Source organism: Ramlibacter sp. PS4R-6 (assembly GCF_037572775.1).
In the GTDB taxonomy this organism is placed as follows: Bacteria; Pseudomonadota; Gammaproteobacteria; order Burkholderiales; family Burkholderiaceae_C; genus Ramlibacter.
Genome location: NZ_JBBHKA010000001.1, coordinates 3,823,941 through 3,841,517, shown reverse-complemented (window position 1 = coordinate 3,841,517; position 17,577 = coordinate 3,823,941). Strand labels below are relative to the sequence as shown.

General features: G+C 69.6%; 15 protein-coding genes. 9 read left to right on the top strand and 6 right to left on the bottom strand.

Annotation, left to right across the window (positions count from 1 at the left end):
• Positions 1-1,861, top strand: a 1,861-nt coding sequence (locus WG903_RS19135) for an Ig-like domain-containing protein (RefSeq protein ID WP_340078171.1), incomplete at its 5' end; no start/stop codon positions are given.
• 18 nt (positions 1,862-1,879) lie between these two features.
• On the opposite strand, the gene recJ is transcribed toward WG903_RS19135, so the two are convergent.
• Both recJ and WG903_RS19125 read right to left on the bottom strand, forming a co-directional pair.
• Positions 1,880-3,589: a single-stranded-DNA-specific exonuclease RecJ gene (recJ, locus tag WG903_RS19130; protein WP_340078170.1), complete on the bottom strand. Its 1,710-nt coding sequence runs from the start codon at positions 3,587-3,589 to the stop codon at positions 1,880-1,882.
• Entirely contained in the window at positions 3,586-4,521 is a 936-nt protein-coding gene (locus WG903_RS19125; protein ID WP_340078169.1) for a phosphoglycerate mutase, read from the bottom strand. Before WG903_RS19125 ends, recJ begins: the two co-directional genes overlap by 4 nt.
• Before the next feature lie 73 nt (positions 4,522-4,594).
• Between WG903_RS19125 and WG903_RS19120 the strand changes: the two genes are divergently transcribed.
• Positions 4,595-5,848, top strand: coding sequence for a lipoprotein-releasing ABC transporter permease subunit (locus WG903_RS19120; protein WP_340078168.1), 1,254 nt, complete (start codon positions 4,595-4,597; stop codon positions 5,846-5,848).
• A complete protein-coding gene (lolD, locus tag WG903_RS19115; RefSeq protein WP_340078167.1) occupies positions 5,841-6,530 on the top strand; it encodes a lipoprotein-releasing ABC transporter ATP-binding protein LolD in 690 nt (229 codons plus the stop codon). Before WG903_RS19120 ends, lolD begins: the two co-directional genes overlap by 8 nt.
• Here the strand turns inward: lolD and WG903_RS19110 are convergent.
• Genes WG903_RS19110 through WG903_RS19095 form a run of 4 tightly spaced genes read right to left on the bottom strand, consistent with a single transcriptional unit; the run spans position 6,514 to position 10,573 of the window.
• Positions 6,514-7,554: a VWA domain-containing protein gene (locus WG903_RS19110; RefSeq protein WP_340078166.1), complete on the bottom strand. Its 1,041-nt coding sequence runs from the start codon at positions 7,552-7,554 to the stop codon at positions 6,514-6,516. The two genes, lolD and WG903_RS19110, sit on opposite strands and share 17 nt — an antisense overlap.
• Positions 7,551-8,540, bottom strand: coding sequence for a DUF58 domain-containing protein (locus WG903_RS19105; protein WP_340078165.1), 990 nt, complete (start codon positions 8,538-8,540; stop codon positions 7,551-7,553). Before WG903_RS19105 ends, WG903_RS19110 begins: the two co-directional genes overlap by 4 nt.
• Complete coding sequence (locus WG903_RS19100; protein ID WP_340078164.1) at positions 8,521-9,528, bottom strand: AAA family ATPase; 1,008 nt, start codon at positions 9,526-9,528, stop codon at positions 8,521-8,523. Before WG903_RS19100 ends, WG903_RS19105 begins: the two co-directional genes overlap by 20 nt.
• Positions 9,529-9,562: 34 nt before the next feature.
• Positions 9,563-10,573, bottom strand: a complete 1,011-nt coding sequence (locus tag WG903_RS19095; protein ID WP_340078163.1) for a S1C family serine protease — start codon at positions 10,571-10,573, stop codon at positions 9,563-9,565.
• Between the two features lie 82 nt (positions 10,574-10,655).
• On the opposite strand from WG903_RS19095, the gene WG903_RS19090 reads away from it, so the two are divergent.
• From WG903_RS19090 to WG903_RS19065, 6 genes are all read left to right on the top strand, one after another.
• Positions 10,656-11,483 (top strand): TatD family hydrolase, encoded by an 828-nt coding sequence (locus WG903_RS19090; protein WP_340078162.1) that lies wholly within the window; start codon positions 10,656-10,658, stop codon positions 11,481-11,483.
• 9 nt (positions 11,484-11,492) lie between these two features.
• Complete coding sequence (locus tag WG903_RS19085; RefSeq protein WP_340078161.1) at positions 11,493-12,251, top strand: spermidine synthase; 759 nt, start codon at positions 11,493-11,495, stop codon at positions 12,249-12,251.
• Complete coding sequence (locus WG903_RS19080; RefSeq protein ID WP_340078160.1) at positions 12,248-14,047, top strand: GspE/PulE family protein; 1,800 nt, start codon at positions 12,248-12,250, stop codon at positions 14,045-14,047. The genes WG903_RS19085 and WG903_RS19080 overlap by 4 nt, the downstream gene beginning before the upstream one ends.
• 111 nt (positions 14,048-14,158) lie before the next feature.
• Positions 14,159-14,647 carry a tripartite tricarboxylate transporter TctB family protein gene (locus WG903_RS19075; RefSeq protein WP_340078159.1) on the top strand — a complete coding sequence of 163 codons (489 nt, stop codon included), beginning with the start codon at positions 14,159-14,161 and terminating at the stop codon, positions 14,645-14,647.
• Between the two features lie 16 nt (positions 14,648-14,663).
• A complete protein-coding gene (locus WG903_RS19070; protein ID WP_340078158.1) occupies positions 14,664-16,178 on the top strand; it encodes a tripartite tricarboxylate transporter permease in 1,515 nt (504 codons plus the stop codon).
• A 76-nt stretch (positions 16,179-16,254) separates the two neighbouring features.
• Positions 16,255-17,538, top strand: a complete 1,284-nt coding sequence (locus WG903_RS19065) for a DUF3422 family protein (protein ID WP_340078157.1) — start codon at positions 16,255-16,257, stop codon at positions 17,536-17,538.
• The last annotated feature ends 39 nt before the right edge of the window (positions 17,539-17,577 follow it).

The following is a 17,577-nucleotide window of genomic DNA, read 5'->3' as shown; positions in this document are numbered from 1 at the left end:
CGACAACCTGACCAACGACGACACGCCGACGTTTAGCGGCACGGCCGAAGCCAACGCGACGGTGACGCTATACGACACGGACGGGACGACGGTGGTTGGCACGGGCTCGGCCGACGGCAGCGGCAACTGGTCGATCACGGTGAGCACGCTCTCGACGGGCGCCCACACGGTGACCGCCAAGGCAACGGATGCGGCCGGCAACACCAGCGTGGCGTCGACGGGCCTCGCGATCACCATCGACACGACCGCACCGAACGCGAACGACGATACGGGCGACGCCACTGAACCGGGCACTTCCGCGGCCGTCGACGCGACCGGCAACGTGATCACGAATGATTCCGACACCCACACCATGTCGATCAATGCCGTGGGAGGCGCGCCAGGCGACGTTGGCGCCGCGGTCACCGGCACGCACGGCACCTTTACGATCAATTCGAATGGCAGTTACACGTATGCGGTGAATGCCGCCGACTCGGCCGTCGATGCGCTCGCCACGTCGACGGACACGCTGACCGACGCGATCGTCTACACGGTCCAGGACGCCGCGGGCAACACGAGCACCGCCACGCTCACCGTGACCATCCACGGCGCCAACGACGCGCCCACCTCGGCGGCCGACTCCGTGACCTTCGACGAAGACACGGCCCAGACGCTCGACGCCTCGCACTTCGGCAGCTTCGCCGACGTCGACACCGGCGACTCGCTCAAGTCCGTGCGCATCGTCACCCTTCCGGCCAACGGCGTGCTGGCGCTCAACGGCACGCCGGTGTCTGCGGGCGACCTGGTCACGGCGGCCGACTTGGCCGCGAACCTGCTGGTCTACACGCCGGCGGCCAACGACAACACCGACGAGTCCCTGACGTTCAAGGTGCTCGACCAGTCGGATGCCGAGAGCGCGACGTACACCCTCACGCTCGACCTCACGCCCGTGGACGACCTGCCCACGGGCAACGTCACCATCAGCGGCACCGGCCTGGCCGGAAACACGCTCACCGCCACCAATACGCTCGCGGACGTGGACGGCATCGGCGTCATCTCGTACCAATGGAACTCAGACGGCACACCCATCGGCGGCGCCACCTCGGACACCTACCTGCTCGGATCCGCGGACGTCGGAACCGTCATTTCGGTCACCGCCACCTACATCGACGGCGATGGGAACACCGATTCCGTGACGGAGGCGATGACGTCGGCCATCGGTGCGGTGATCGTGCCGACGCCCGGCAGCACCACGCTCATCGGCTCGCCCGGCAACGACGTCCTGGCCGGCGGCAATGCCCGCGAAACGATGCTCGGCGGCGACGGAGACGACGTCTATCTCGTCGGGCGCGGCGACGTGGTCATCGAGCTCGCCGGCGAAGGTGTCGACACCGTGCAAGCGACGGACCGGTTCGAACTCGGCGATTTCGTTGAGAACGTGCTTCTCGTGGGTAACCGCAAGGCGACGGCGACGGGAAATTCGCTCGACAACATCATCACCGGCAACTCTGCGAGCAACACGCTCATCGGCGGCGGCGGCGCCGACACGCTCACGGGCGGGCTGGGCGCCGATACCTTCAGCTACCTCTCGGTCAGCGACAGCGCCTCGCCCGCCATCGACGTCATCACCGACTTCGACGTCACGGCGCGCGAGCACATCAACCTTTCGGTGATCGACGCGGACGTGACTCGCGACGGCAACCAGAAGTTCAAGTTCATCGGCGCAGCGAACTTCTCGGATTTCGCTTCGGCAGCCGGGCTCGTACGCTTCGATGCCGCGACTCACATGCTGCAGGCCAGCATCGACGGCGATACCGATGCCGAACTCGAAGTGGAATTGCTGGGGGTGACGAGCCTGGTGGCTCGCGACTTCGTCCTGTAAGCGTGCCGGGGGCGGGGCCTAGAGCTCCGCTCCCTCGACCAGGAAGCGCACGCGGCGAACGCCCTGCCATTCATCGGCGTCGAGGCGGAAGGCGATCTTCACGCGCGCCGGCAGCGGGTCGGTGTGGCCGAACCAGATCGCATCGACCGGCTGGCCCTGGTGGCGCAACTTCAGCTGCAGGTGCTTGTCGCCCACGAGGCGCTGCGAGACGACCTCCACCTCCTCGGAGAACACGGGCGGCGCGAAGCCCTGGCCCCACACCACCGCGTGCAGCGTCTCGACCAGGTCAGGGCGGCGGTACTCCGGCGCGAGCGGGCCATCGGTGTCGATGCGGCGCATCAGCGTGGCGGCATCGAGCCACTCCTGCGCGACCTGCGCGAAGGCGTTCTCGAACACGTCCAGGTGTTCCTCGGCGATGGTGCAGCCCGCGGCCATCGCGTGGCCGCCGAAGCGCAGCAGCACGCCCGGATGGCGCTTGGCCACCAGGTCCAGCGCGTCGCGCAAGTGGAAGCCCGGGATGGAGCGGCCCGAGCCCTTCAGCTCGTGCTCCTTGCCTTCGACCGAACTCGCCGCGAACACGAAGGTGGGGCGGTGCCACTTGTCCTTGATGCGCGAGGCGACGATGCCGACCACGCCTTCGTGGAAATCGGGATCGAAGACGCACACGGCCGGCGGCGGCACGTCGCTTTCGTCGAAGAGCGACTCGACGATCTCCATCGCCTGCTCGCGCATGCCGCCTTCGATGCCCTGGCGGTCGCGGTTGATGCCGTCCAGGCGCAGGGCCAGTTCTTCGCCGCGGACCGGGTCGTCGGTCAGCAGGCACTCGATGCCCAGTCGCATGTCATCCAGGCGCCCCGCCGCATTGATGCGCGGGCCCAGCGAATAGCCGAAGTCGAAGGTGGTCGCCACGAGGTGCTGGCGGCCCGCGGCCTTGAAGAGCGCGGCCAGGCCGCACGGCAGGGCGCCGGCGCGGATGCGCCGCAGGCCCTGCGCGACCAGGCGGCGGTTGTTGGCGTCGAGCTTTACCACGTCGGCCACGGTGCCGAGCGCCACCAGCGGCAGCAGCGTGTCGAGCTTGGGCTGCGTCGCCGCATCGAAGGCGCCGCGCGAACGCAGCTCCGAGCGCAGCGCCATCAGCACGTAGAACATCACGCCCACGCCGGCGATGGACTTGCTTTCGAAACCGCAGCCCGGCTGGTTCGGGTTGACGATCACCGCCGCGTCGGGCAACTGCGGCCCGGGCAGGTGGTGGTCGGTGACCAGCACCTGCAGGCCCAGTGCGTTGGCCGTGGCCACGCCTTCGACGCTCGCGATGCCGTTGTCGACGGTGACGAGAATGTCCGCGCCGCGGTCCTTCACGCGCTGGGCGATCGCGGGCGTCAGGCCGTAGCCGTCCACCACGCGGTCCGGCACGATGTAGTCCACCTGCTGCGCACCCAGCAGCTTCAGCCCGCGCAGGGCGACGGCGCAGGCCGTGGCGCCGTCGCAGTCGTAGTCGGCGACGATGCACAGGCGGCGGTTGGCGGCGATGGCGTCGGCCAAGAGCACCGCGGCTTCGGCCAGGCCCTTCATGCCGGCGGGCGGCAGCAGCCGGGCCAGGCCGTCGTCGAGTTCGTCGGCCGCGAGCACGCCGCGCGCCGCGTACAGGCGCGCGAGCAGGGGGTGCACGCCCGCCTGCTCCAGCGTCCATGCGGCCCGCGGGGGGATGTCGCGCGTGAGGATCTTCATAGGGATTCGAGAACTTGCGCCGCGCGCTTGCCGCGCAGCGTTGCCCGCAGTTTGCCCAAGAAACCGCCGCCCGCGCCTGCGAATGTGCGGGCGTTGCGTTCGCCGCACAACGTCAGCGCGACTTGTTCCCCGCGGTCCAGCGCCGCCACGAGGCGCATGCACTCGCGTTCGTCGACCTGGCGCCATGCCGAGGCCCACGCCTGCCAGTCCTGCAGCAGGGCGGCGTCGCGCAGGTTCTTCGTGACCTGAAGGCCGTCCGGGGCGCGGGGCGCGGCCGAGGCGGGCAGCGCGCCCGTGCCGCTCAACCAGAAGGAGTTGACCACCGGCAGGCCGCCCCGCGCGCGTTCCTCGTTGGTCTCGTTCGTGTACAGGAGCATCTGCATCTCCTGCTGCAGGCGCCGCACCGCCTTGCCCGCGTCGCCGCGCGGCATCCAGCGGTCGATCACGCGGCCGCTCACGCGGTCCAGCGAGGCCGACGCGAAGCCGCGGAACACCTCGCCGCGCGCCAGCCACTGCGTCGGCCCCTCGTACTCGAGCGCGATGCCGTCCTGCTCGAAGTAGGGCCGCATCGCGGCGAGCAGGGCCTGCGATTCCTCGCCGGACAGCTGCAGCTGCTGCGGGTGCGCCATCGCCACGTGGTCCTGGCCCACCTGCCAGTGGCAGGGCGTGATCCACGCCCACGCGGCCCCTTGCGGGTCGCGCCCGGCCTGCGCGACCTGCCACGCCGCCCACGGCACGCAGCCGTCGGGCGCGGCGATGCCGAATTCGCGCGCCAGCACCCTTTCGTGGGGCATGGCGAGCATGTGCTCGTCGCCTTCGTCGGCGGCGGCCGGCTGCAGGCGCGCCAGCAGCTGTTCCAGCGCCGGCAGCCGGAGCGTGCGCCGCGCCTCGGCGCAGCCGCGGTCGTCGCACGATGCGAAAGGGATCAACAAGTGGGCAGCGTCCGACACAGCTGTATTCTCGGCGATGCCACAATGCGCGGCTGGGCCACTTCCTGCATATCCGGTGAGCATCCCCTACGAACTGGCGCTGGGCTGGCGCTACACGCGCGCCGGCCGGGCGACCCGCCGCAACGGCTTCATCTCCTTCATCTCGGGCGTCTCGATGCTCGGGATCGCGCTGGGCGTGGCCGCGCTCATCATCGTGCTGTCGGTGATGAACGGCTTCCAGAAGGAGGTGCGCGACCGCATGCTGGGCGTGGTCTCGCACATCGAAATCTACGGCGCCACCGGTGGCACGCTGGCCGACGTGAACAAGACCATCGAGGAAGCGCGCCGCAACCCGCAGGTGGTCGGCGCCGCGCCGTTCATCGCGGCGCAATCGCTGTTGGCGCGCGGCGAGGACATGCGCGGCGCGATCATGCGCGGCATCGACCCCGCGCGCGAGCCGGAGGTGACCGACCTCGCGGCGAACATGAAGCAGGTGCTGTCGCGCCTGAAGCCGGGCGAGTTCGGCATCGTGCTGGGTGGCGAGCTCGCGCGCAACCTCGGCGTGCGCGAGGGCGACCCCGTCACGATGATCGCGCCGGGCGGGCAGGTGACGCCCGCGGGCGTCGTGCCGCGCCTGAAGCAGATGACCGTGGTGGGCACCTTCGATTCCGGCCACTTCGAATACGACAGCGGCCTGGCGCTGCTGCACGAGGAAGACGCCGCGCGCATCTTCCGGCTCGAGGGGCCGACGGGCGTGCGCCTGAAGCTCAAGGACCTGCACCAGGCGCCCGAAGTCGCCGCGCAGCTGGCCACCACGCTCACGGGCCACCCCATCGTGCGCGACTGGACGCAGCAGAACCGCACGTGGTTCGCGGCCGTGAAGGTCGAAAAGACCATGATGTTCATCATCCTCACGCTGATCGTCGCGGTGGCCGCGTTCAACCTCGTGAGCACGCTGGTGATGACGGTGACCGACAAGCGCGCCGACATCGCCATCCTGCGCACGCTGGGCGCGTCGCCGGGCAGCATCATGGGCATCTTCGTCGTGCAGGGCGCCGCGGTGGGTGTGATCGGCACGCTCGCGGGCCTGGTGCTGGGCCTGGCGGTGGCCTTCAACATCGACGTGATCGTGCCGGCCATCGAGAACATCTTGCAGGTGAGCTTCCTGCCGCGCGACATCTACCTGATCTCGCGCATGCCCAGCGAGCCGCAGCAGGCGGACATCCTGCCCATTGCCATCATTTCGCTCGTGCTCGCCTTCGTCGCGACGATCTACCCCAGCTGGCGCGCCAGCCGCGTGAATCCCGCGGAGGCCCTGCGCTATGAGTGACAACGGCGCGGTCCTGCAGGCCGAAGGCATCACCAAACGGTTCCACGAAGGCGACATCGACGTCGAGGTGCTCAAGGGCATAGCCCTCGACGTGCGCCGCGGCGACACGGTCGCCATCGTCGGCGCGTCGGGCTCGGGCAAGAGCACGCTGCTCCACCTGCTGGGCGGCCTGGATGCGCCGACGGCGGGCAGCGTGCGGCTGATGGGCGAAGCCTTCACGCAGCTCGACGCGGCGGCCCAGGGCCAGTTGCGCAACAAGCACCTGGGCTTCGTCTACCAGTTCCACCACCTGCTGCCGGAGTTCTCGGCGCTGGACAACGTGGCGATGCCGCTGCGCATCCGCCGCATGCAGTTGCACGAGGCGCACGAACAGGCCGCGAAGACGCTCGAAGCCGTGGGGCTGGGCGCGCGCGTGAAGCACCGGCCCGCGGAACTCTCGGGCGGCGAACGCCAACGCGTGGCGATCGCGCGGGCGCTGGTCACCAACCCGGCATGCGTGATGGCCGACGAGCCCACCGGCAACCTGGACCGCAGCACCGCCGACGTGGTGTTCGAGATGATGATGCAGCTCGCGCGCGACCGCGGCACGGCCTTCATCCTGGTGACGCACGACGAGGTGCTGGCGCGCAAGTGCGGCCGCGTGATGCGGCTCGCGTCGGGCGTGCTCAAAGAATCCGGTTAAACCACAGCAGGGAGAGTGCTGCGGACAGCAGCGCGAGGCCCGCGGCCGCCATCGCGAACAGCGCCGAGATCTCGGTCTCCTTCTTCTCGACCGTCAGCTTCGAGCTGAGCGACTCGTAGACCTTCTTCAGGTCCGCCGCCGTGCCGGCGTAGAAGTACTCGGCGTTGGTCTTGGTCGCGATCTGCTTGAGCGTTTCCTCGTCCAGGCGCACGCGCATCGACCAGCCTTCGAAGCCGATCGTTTCGCCGTCCACCGTTCCGATGCCCACCGTGTAGACGCGGATGCCGCGGTCGGCGGCGAGCTTGGCGGCCTCGATCGGGTCCACGCCCGTGGTGCGCTGGCCGTCGGTGAGCATGATGATCGCGGCCGAGGTGTAGGAGCCGGGCGCGACGGGCTCGCGCACCTTCTTTTCCTTCTTCTCGGCGTCGATGGCGAAGCCCTTCTGGCGGTCGCGGCCGGTCTGCAGCGACTGCAGGTCGATGCCGTCGTCGGGAAACAGCGTGGCCAGCGAGATCACGATGGCGTTGCCGGTGGCCGTGGCGCGCTGCAGCTGGAAGCGGTCGATGGCGGTGACCAGGTCCTCGCGGTTGATCGTCGGCAGTTGCGCGACCTGCGCCGAGCCGGCGAAGGCCACGATGCCCACCTTCACGTGGCGCGGCAGCTCGGTGATGAAGGCCTTGGCCGCGTTCTGCGCGGCGACGAGGCGGCTGGGCTGCACGTCGGTGGCGCGCATCGAGCCCGAGACGTCCATCGCCAGGATGATGGTCTGCTGGTTGGACGGCAGCGTGATGACCGCAACCGGCCGCGAGGCGGCGAACAGCATCGCGGCCATCGCGAAGAGGAAGAGCAGCGGCGGGATGTGGCGCTTGAGGCCCTGGCGCGCGCCCATGGCCTCCTTGACGATGGACAGCGACGCGTACTTCAGCGCGGTCTTGCGCTTGCGGCGCAGCATCCACACGTACAGCAGCACCAGCAGCGGCAGCGCCGCCATGAACCAGAGGAACTGGGGCCAGAGGAAGTTCATGCGGCCCTCAGGTGGGCGGGCAGGCCGCCGCCGGCGGCGAGCCGGGCGCGGCGCTTGCGCAGTTCGACGAAACGGATGACGGCGTCGGCCAGGTCGCCGTCGGTGGCGAGCTCCAGCGCGTCGACCCCGGCCTTGACGAAGGCGTCGCGCAGCTCGGCCTCGCGCTGCGCGGCGATGCGCGAGAAGCGCTTGCGGAAGCCCGCGTCGTGCGTGTCGACGAGCAGCTGCTCGCCGGTTTCCACGTCGCGCATGGTGATGAGGCCAAGGTCGGGCAGGTCCAGCTCCAGCGGGTCCACCACGCGCACGGCCACCACTTCGTGCCGCTGCGCCAGCAGGGCCAGGGCGCGCTCCCAGCCGGGTTCGCTGATGAAGTCGGAGACCACGAAGATGGTGGAGCGCCGCTTGATCATGGCCGCGCCGGCTTCGAGCAGGTCACGCAATTTCGTCGTGCCCGTCTCGCCCGCGGCCTGGCGCTTCTGCACGGCATCGAGCAGGTGCAGCACGTGGCGGCGGCCGCCGCGGGTGGGGATGACCTCGTCCACGCCGGCGCCGTAGAGCATCGCGCCGACGCGGTTGCCGTGGCGCGTGAGGATGCGCGCGAGCACGGCGGTGAACTCCGAGCTGATGCTGCGCTTGGCGAACTCGCCCGAGCCGAAGTCGACCGAGGGCGACAGGTCCACCAGGAACCAGGCGGCCATCTCGCGGTCTTCGGTGAACTCGCGCACGTGCGGCACCTGCAGGCGCGCGGTGACGTTCCAGTCGATGTGGCGCACGTCGTCGTGGTGCTGGTACTCGCGCAGGTCGGCCAGGTCCAGGCCCGCGCCGCGCAGCAGCGTGCGGTAGTCGCCCTGCAGCAGCCCGTCCAGGCGGCGGATCACCGTCCATTCCAGGCGTTTGAGCACGTTCTCCGCCGACGGGCGCACGGCCACGGGCGAGGTGGAGGCCGGCGCCTGCGGCTCGGCCTTCTTACGCCACCAGTTTTTCATGTTCCAGCGGTTTCGGCGGAGCGGGGATCTTGGCCATGATCTTGCCGACCAGCGCGTCGGGCGTGAGGCCTTCGGACAGCGCCTCGTAAGACAGCACGATGCGGTGGCGGAACACGTCGGCCACCAGGTCGGTCATGTCCTCGGGCAGCACGTAGGTGCGGCCGCGCAGCATCGCGAGCGCGCGCGAGGCTTCGGTCAGGTTGATGGTGGCGCGCGGGCTGGCGCCGAAGGTGATGTACTTCGCCAAGTCCTTCAGGCCGTGCTTGTCGGGGTTGCGCGTCGCGGAGACGAGGCGCACCGCGTACTGCACCAGCGACGGGTCGACGTACACGCGGCGGCATTCGTGCTGCAGGTGCGCCAGCTGTTCCGTGGTGGCCACCGCCGTCACGTCCACCCGGGGGCCGGTGACGCGCTCGACGATGACGAACTCTTCCTCGTCGGTGGGGTAGTCCACCAGCACCTTCATCATGAAGCGGTCCACCTGCGCCTCGGGCAGCGGGTAGGTGCCTTCGGTCTCGATGGGGTTCTGCGTGGCCATCACCAGGAACGGGTCGGGCACCTTGTGCGTCTCGCCGGCGATGGTCACCTGGCGCTCCTGCATCACCTCGAGCAGCGCGCTTTGCACCTTGGCCGGCGCGCGGTTGATTTCGTCGGCCAGCAGCAGGTTGGTGAACACCGGGCCCAGCGAGGTGCTGAAGTCGCCGGTCTTCTGGTTGTAGATGCGCGTGCCCACCAGGTCGGCCGGCACCAGGTCGGGCGTGAACTGGATGCGCTTGAACTGGCCGCGCACCGTCTGCGCGAGCGTCTTCACCGTGAGCGTCTTGGCCAGGCCCGGCACGCCTTCGACGAGCAGGTGGCCTTGCGCGAGCATGGCGACCATCACGCGTTCGAGGAAGCGGTCCTGGCCCACCACCACGCGCTTGACCTCGTAGAGGATCTGTTCCATCAGCTGCGCGGTGTCGCTGTCCTGGCGGGTCGTCGAATCCATGCTGCCCCTGCGTTGAAAACGAAAAAAAGCCGCCTCAGAACGGCGGCAGGCCGGCCGCCGTGGCGGCGTTCTCGATGGGCACCGCGAAGCCGATGCCGATGAAGGTGCGGGCGGGCGTGGGGTTGAGGATCGCCGTGACGATGCCCACCACCTCGCCGTCCATCGTGACGAGCGGGCCGCCGGAATTGCCGGGGTTGGCCGCCGCGTCGAACTGGATCAGGTTGTTCATCTCCTGCTTGCCCTCGGGCGAGCGGAACGAGCGCTTCAGGCCCGACACCACGCCGCCGGAGGCGGAAGGGCCGATGCCGAAGGGGAAGCCCACCGCCATCACCTTGTCGCCGGGCTGCAGGTCGGCGGTGGAACGCATGGTGGCGGCGATCAGGTCGTCGGGGATCTTGCGCGCCTGCAGCACGGCCAGGTCGTTCTCGGGCTGCACGCCGGTGATGGAGGCGTCGGCTTCCAGGCCGTCGGAGAAGGTGACCTTGATCTTGTCGGCGCCCGAGACCACGTGCAGGTTGGTCAGGATCACGCCCTTGTCGATGATGACGACGCCGGTGCCCACGCCCTGCTCGACTTCCTCGTCATCGTCGGCCTTGGCCAGCTTGTCGCCTTCCAGCGCCGGGCCGAGCGGCTTGGGCTTGGCGGTCTTGGGGGACTTGGGCGTGGGGTGCGCCTTCTCGAGCGCCTCCTTCAGGCGGCTCTTCTTGACGTAGCTCACGACGCGCACCACGGCGGGGCGGATGCTGTCGTAGGCCTTGGCGTACTCGGAGGGCAGGGTCTGCGTCTCCATGGTCTTGAGCACGGCCTTGTCGATATCTTCCTGCGTGATCGCGCGCGGGCCGTGGCGCAGCGACAGGCTCAGGCTGTACACCAGCGCCATGGCCATGAGCAGGATCACCGCCCAGAGCACGCGGGGGCTGGCGGGGTCGAAGCGGCGGGGGGTGGCGGGGGCGGCAGGCTGCGCGGCTTCCGGCGCCCCGCGAGGCGCTTCCGGCTGCTGCTGTCGCTGCTGCCGGCTGGAGCTGTAGAGGGCGGGCCTGCGCATGAAAACCTCGCCTGCACAGTAGCACGGTTTGAGCTCGGCTGCACGTAGGAGCGCGTAGCTCCTTCAGGCATCATGCCCCGCGATGGCCAGCTGGATCGACACGCACTGCCACCTGGACGCGCCCGAATTCGCGGCCGACCGGGAGCAGGTGCGTGAGCGCGCGCGCCACGCCGGTGTGACGCATTGCGTGGTCCCGGCGGTGGAGGCGGCGAATTTCGACGCCGTGCGGGAACTCGCGCACGCCGGCCGCGACAGCTACGCGCTGGGCATCCACCCGCTCTGCACCCCGCGGGCGGCGGATGAGGACCTGGTCCTGCTCGACGCGGCGCTGGCGGCCCACGCCGCCGACCCGCGCCTGGTGGCGGTGGGCGAGATCGGCATCGACCTGTTCGTGCCCGGCCTGGACCCGGCGCGACAGGAACTTTTTTATGGCGAGCAGCTCGCGCTGGCGCGCCGCCACGGCCTGCCGGTGATCCTGCACGTGCGGCGCTCGGCCGACGCGCTCCTCAAACACCTGCGCCGGATCCCCGTGCGCGGCATCGCGCATGCCTTCAACGGCAGCCTGCAGCAGGCCCACGAGTTCGTGCGGCTGGGGTTCAAGCTGGGCTTCGGCGGCACCCTGACCTACGAGCGCGCGCAGCAGGTGCGCCGGCTGGCGGTGGAGCTGCCGCTGGAAGCCCTCGTGCTGGAGACCGACTCGCCCGACATCCCGCCGCACTGGTTGTACCGGACCGCGGAAGAGCGCGCCCAGGGCGTGCCGCAAGGGCGCAACGAGCCCGGCGAGCTGCCGCGCATCGCCGCCGTGCTGGCGCAGCTGCGCGGCATCGGCGAGGACGAACTGGCCGCAGCCCTGCGCGCCAACGCCGTCGATGCGCTGCCCCGGCTGGGCCCACTGCTGGGCAGCCCATAATCGCGCGCCGTGAAGAAACCCGAGTTGCTGCCCGAAGTCACGTTCTCCGACCACGGCGACATCCGCTACCTGCACCTGGGCACGCCCTGGGTGCAGGGGTCCATGGACCTGCGCCGGCCCTACGAGCTGGAGCTGGAGTACGTGCAGCGGATGATGGCGTGGCTGCTCTTCGTCGAGCCCGCGACGGTGGCGCAGCGCCACGCGATGCAGTTCGGCCTGGGCGCGGCGTCGCTCACCAAGTTTTCGCACCGCAAACTGCGCATGAAGGTGACGGCCATCGAGCTCAACCCGCAGGTGGTCGCGGCCTGCCGCCTGTGGTTCAAGCTGCCCGCCGACGACGCGCGCCTGTCGGTCATCCTGGGCGACGCGGGCGAAGTGGCTTCGCACGACCACTGGCGCGGCCAGGTCGACGCGCTGCAGGTGGACCTGTACGACCATGAAGCGGCCGCGCCCGTGCTCGACTCGAAGGCCTTCTACGCCGACTGCCGCAAGCTCCTCACCGCCGACGGCGCGATGGTGGTGAACCTCTTCGGCCGCGACTCCAGCTACGGCGAAAGCCTGCGCCGCATCGTGGCTGCCTTCGGCGAGGACGCGGTGTGGGCCTTCCGCCCGACGCGCGAGGGCAACACCGTCGTGGTCGCCCTGCGCGCCCCCGTGACACCGGAGCGCGGCGAGCTTGCCCGCCGCGCGGAAACCATCGAAACTCGCTGGGGCCTGCCGGCGCGCAAGTGGCTGCGTTCGTTCAGGCCCACCGCACCCACCGCATGACCGCCGCAACCGCCAAGCACAAGGACAAGGCCTCCGCCCGCACCACGCCGCACGGCCCGCTGGACTGGCGCACGCTCGTCGAGTGGATGGAGCACGACGCCGTGATCACGCCCGAGGAGGCGCGCCGCACCATCGCGCGCTGCTCGCAGGCCGAAAGCGCCCAGCACCCGCTGGTGCGCCTCGCGGCCGTGGCCGTCACGCGCGCCAGCGACGGCAAGCCGCTGGACATCGAGATGCTCACGCAGTGGCTCGCGCAGCGCACGGGCCTGGACTACCTGCGCATCGACCCGCTGAAGGTGGACGTGGGCAAGGTCGCCGACATCATGAGCGCGGGCTACGCCGAGCGGCACCGCGTGCTGCCGGTGCAGGTCACGCCCACCGAGTGCGTCATCGCCACCGCCGAGCCCTTCATCACCGGCTGGGTCGACGAGGTGGAGCGCCAGGCCCGCCGCAAGGTGCGCCGCGTGCTGTCCAACCCGCAGGACATCCACCGCTACACGGCCGAGTTCTTCGCGCTGGCCAAGTCGGTGCGCGCGGCGCAGAAGGCCGGCGGCAACGCGGGCGCGGCGAGCTTCGAGCAGCTGGTCGAGCTGGGCAAGAGCAACAAGCAGCTGGACGCCAACGACCAGGGCGTGGTGCAGGTGGTCGACTGGCTGTGGACCTATGCCTTCGACCAGCGCGCGAGCGACATCCACCTGGAGCCGCGCCGCGAGCAGGGCGTGATCCGCTTCCGCATCGACGGCGTGCTGCACCCGGTCTACCAGATGCCCATCGCCGTGCTCAACGCGATGACGGCGCGCATCAAGCTGCTCGGCCGCATGGACGTGGTCGAGAAGCGCCGCCCGCAGGACGGCCGCATCAAGACGCGCAACCCGCGCGGCGACGAGATCGAGATGCGCCTGTCGACGCTGCCCACGGCCTTCGGCGAGAAGATGGTGATGCGCATCTTCGACCCCGACACGGCGGTGAAGGACCTCGACGCGCTCGGCTTCTCTGCGCACGACGCGCAGCGCTGGGAGCAGCTGGTCAAGCGGCCGCACGGCATCATCCTCGTCACCGGCCCCACGGGCTCGGGCAAGACCACCACGCTGTACTCCACGCTCAAGCGCCTGGCCACCGAAGAGGTGAACGTGAGCACCGTGGAGGACCCGATCGAGATGATCGAGCCCGCGTTCAACCAGACGCAGGTGCAGCCGCAGCTGGACTTCGGGTTCGCCGAAGGCCTGCGCGCGCTGATGCGCCAGGACCCGGACATCATCATGGTCGGCGAGATCCGCGACCTCGAGACGGCCGAGATGGCGGTGCAGGCGGCGCTCACCGGCCACCTCGTGTTCTCGACGCTGCACACCAACGACGCGCCGTCGGCCATCACGCGCCTGATGGAGCTGGGCGTGCCGCCCTACCTCATCAACGCGACCGTGAGCGGCGTGCTGGCGCAACGCCTGGTGCGCACCTTGTGCAAGCAATGCCGCGTGCTCGACGAGACCGCGTCCAGGGCCGAGGTGGACGCGCTGGTGAAGCCCTGGAAGATCACCGGCACCTGGCAGCCCTACAAGCCGGTGGGCTGCGTGGACTGCCGCATGACGGGCTTCCTCGGCCGCATGGGCCTGTACGAGCTGCTCACCGTGTCCGAAGCGTTCAAGGACAAGGTGAACGTCTCGCCGGCGATGGACAACCTGCGCCGCCAGGCCGTCACGGATGGGATGAGGCCCCTGCGCCTTGCCGGTGCGCTGCGGGTGGCCGAGGGCGTGACCACCATCGAGGAAGTGCTCACTGCGACGCCTCCGCTCGAGTAGGCGACCTGACCGGACGCTGAGCGCCGGTAGGTGAAACCCACATCCTTCCGAGGGGGCATTGCGACCACAATCGCGCCACCGTAATGCCGTTGAGGGCAAGGAGACAGCGACGTGAAAATCAAGAGCCAGAGGGACTTCTGGGCCGGCCTCATGTTCATGGCGGTCGGGCTGGGATTCTCGTGGGGTGCGACCCGCTATAACGTCGGCGAGGCGGCGCGGATGGGGCCGGGCTACTTCCCGCTCGTCCTGGGCATCGTGCTCGCGGGCCTGGGCGCCTTCATCATCTTCGAAGCCCTCGCGATCGAGACAGAAGATGGCGAGCCGATCGGCAAGTGGGCCTGGCGGCCCCTGGGCTACATCATCGCGGCCAACGTGCTGTTCGGCATCCTGCTGGGCGGCCTGCCCAGCATCGGCCTGCCGCACATGGGCCTGATCGTCGCGATCATCGGCCTGACCTTCGTGGCCGCGATGGCCGGCGACGAATTCAACTGGAAGGAAGTGGCGGTCCTTGCCGTGGTGCTCAGCATCGTGAGCTACCTTGCCTTCATCGTGCTGCTCAAGCTGCAGTTCCCCGTGTGGCCCAAGTTCATCACGGGCTGAAGCGAAAGAGAACGACATGGATCTGATTGCCAACCTTTCCATCGGTTTCGGCGTGGCCTTCACGCCGATCAACCTGCTGTACTGCTTCATCGGCTGCCTGCTGGGCACGCTGATCGGCGTGCTCCCGGGCATCGGCCCGGTGGCCACGATCGCCATGCTGCTGCCCGCCACGTATGCGCTGCCGCCCGTGTCGGCGCTGATCATGCTGGCCGGCATCTACTACGGCGCGCAGTACGGCGGCTCCACCACCGCCATCCTGGTGAACCTACCGGGCGAATCGTCGTCGGTCGTCACCTGTATCGACGGCTACCAGATGGCGCGAAGGGGGCGGGCCGGGCCCGCGCTCGCGGCCGCCGGCCTCGGCTCATTCTTCGCCGGCTGCGTCGGCACGCTGATCCTGGCCGCGTTCGCGCCGCCGCTGACGGAACTGGCGTTCAAGTTCGGCCCCGCCGAATACTTCTCGCTCATGATCCTGGGCCTGATCGGCGCCGTGGTGCTGGCCTCGGGTTCGCTCATCAAGGCCATCGCGATGATCGTGCTGGGCCTGTTGCTCGGCCTGGTCGGCACCGACGTGAACTCGGGCGTGGCGCGCTATTCGTTCGACATCCCGGAACTCACCGACGGCATCGGCTTCGTGGTCGTCGCCATGGGCGTGTTCGGCTACGGCGAGATCATCAGCAACCTGTCGGTGCCCAGCGAGCACCGCGAGGTGTTCACCGCCAAGGTGTCGGGCCTGCTGCCCACCAAGGAAGACTTCAAGGCCATGGCGCCCGCGGTGTTGCGCGGCACGAGCCTGGGCTCGGCACTGGGCATCCTGCCCGGCGGCGGCGCGCTGCTGGCGGCCTTCGCGGCCTACGCGCTCGAGAAGAAGATGGGCACGAAGCCCGGCGAAATCGAATTCGGCAAAGGCAACATCCGCGGCATCGCGGCGCCCGAGTCCGCCAACAACGCCGGCGCCCAGACTTCCTTCATCCCGCTGCTGACGCTGGGCATCCCGCCCAACGCCGTGATGGCGCTGATGGTGGGCGCGATGACCATCCACAACATCCAGCCGGGCCCGCAGGTGATGACCAGCAACCCGCAGCTGTTCTGGGGCCTGATCGCCTCGATGTGGATCGGCAACGCGATGCTCGTGATCCTGAACCTGCCGCTGATCGGCATGTGGATCAAGCTGCTGACCGTGCCCTACCGCTGGCTGTTCCCGGCCATCGTGCTGTTCTGCGCGGTGGGCGTGTACTCCACCAACAACAACACTTTCGACGTGTGGATGGTCGCGGCCTTCGGCGTGATCGGCTACGTGTTCATCAAGCTCGGGTGCGAACCGGCGCCGCTGCTGCTCGGCTTCATCCTGGGGCCGATGATGGAAGAGAACCTGCGCCGGGCGCTGCTGCTGTCGCGCGGCGACTGGAGCGTGTTCGTCACGCGGCCGCTGTCGGCGGGCCTGCTGGCGGGCGCGGTGGCCCTGCTCGTGATCGTGGCGCTGCCGTCCATCAAGGCCAAGCGCGAGGAAACCTTCGTCGAAGTCGATTGACGGCATCGCGAACGGAGAAGGCGGCGCCTGCGGGCGCCGCTTCACTTTGTACGGGCACAATCAGCGGGGGGGAGCCATGCCGCCGAACACGCATCCGCAGCGCACGGCGCTGCACAACGAGATCCACGCCCGCCCGCCCGAGGCAATGGGCGCGCCGCTGGCGATTTCGCACGTCGTCATGCTGGCCGACGCGGCGGGGCGCGAGGCGAGCCGCGCGCACCTGGCCGCGCTGCTGCGCGACCACCACCTGCCGCAGCCCGACGCGCAGGCTTCGCACCTGCGCATGGACATCGGCGCGGGCTTTCGCGTGCGCTGGGAGCTGCACACCGAATTCGTCACCTGGACCTTCTCGCGCGCCTTCGACGCGCAGGGCTTCGGCGAGCGCGAGCCGCCCACGGCCATCGAGGCCGTGCCGCAGGAGTGGCTGGCGAAGCTGCCGGGCGAATGCATCGCCAGCCTGCACCTGTGGGTGCTGCCGGCGCGCGGCTCGGCGGACACCAGCCTGGTCAAGCACGTGCTGCACGACGAATCGCTGGTCGCGTCGACCGTGGCCGATGGCCACGCGGAGGTCTACACCGACTTCGAGCTGCACGCCGACGGCTTCTCGCGCATGGTGCTGCTGGCCGGCGGGCTGGCACCGCGCCGCCTCGGGCGCCTGGTGCAGCGGCTGATCGAGATCGACACCTACCGCATGGTGGCGCTGCTGGGGCTGCCCGCGGCGCGCGAAGGCGCGGCGGTGCTGGCCTCGGCCGAGAGCGGCCTGGCCGAGCTGGCCGGCGCCATCCGCGCGGCGGGGCGCCACGAGGAACCGCAGCTGCTCGACCGGCTGACCAAACTCGCCGGCGAAGTGGAAGGCCAGTACGCGGCGACGCACTCGCGCTTCTCGGCGAGCGCCGCCTACTTCGAGCTGGTGGACCGGCGCATCGCCGACATCGGCGAATCGCGCCTGGCGGGCCTGCAGACCATCGCCGAGTTCATGGAACGGCGCCTGTCGCCGGCGCGCTCCACGTGCGCGTGGGTCACGCGGCGGCAGGACGCGCTGTCGCAGCGCGTCTCGCGCATCAGCAACCTGCTGCGCACGCGCGTTGAGATCGAGCAGCAGCAAAGCAGCCAGCTGTTGCTCGCCGCGATGAACCGGCGCCAGGGCCTGCAATTGAAGCTGCAGGCCACGGTGGAAGGCCTGTCGGTCGCGGCGATCACCTATTACATCGTCGGCCTCGTGAGCTACATGGCCAAGGGCGCGCACGCCATCGGCTGGCCGTTCAGCGCCGAGGCCACCGCCGCGGTGGCCATCCCCATCGTCGCGCTGGGCGTGTGGGCGTCGCTGCGGCGCCTGCACTCGAAGGTGTTCGCGGATTGAACGGCGTCCCCGCGCCCGCCCCACGCCTGGGCAGCGGGC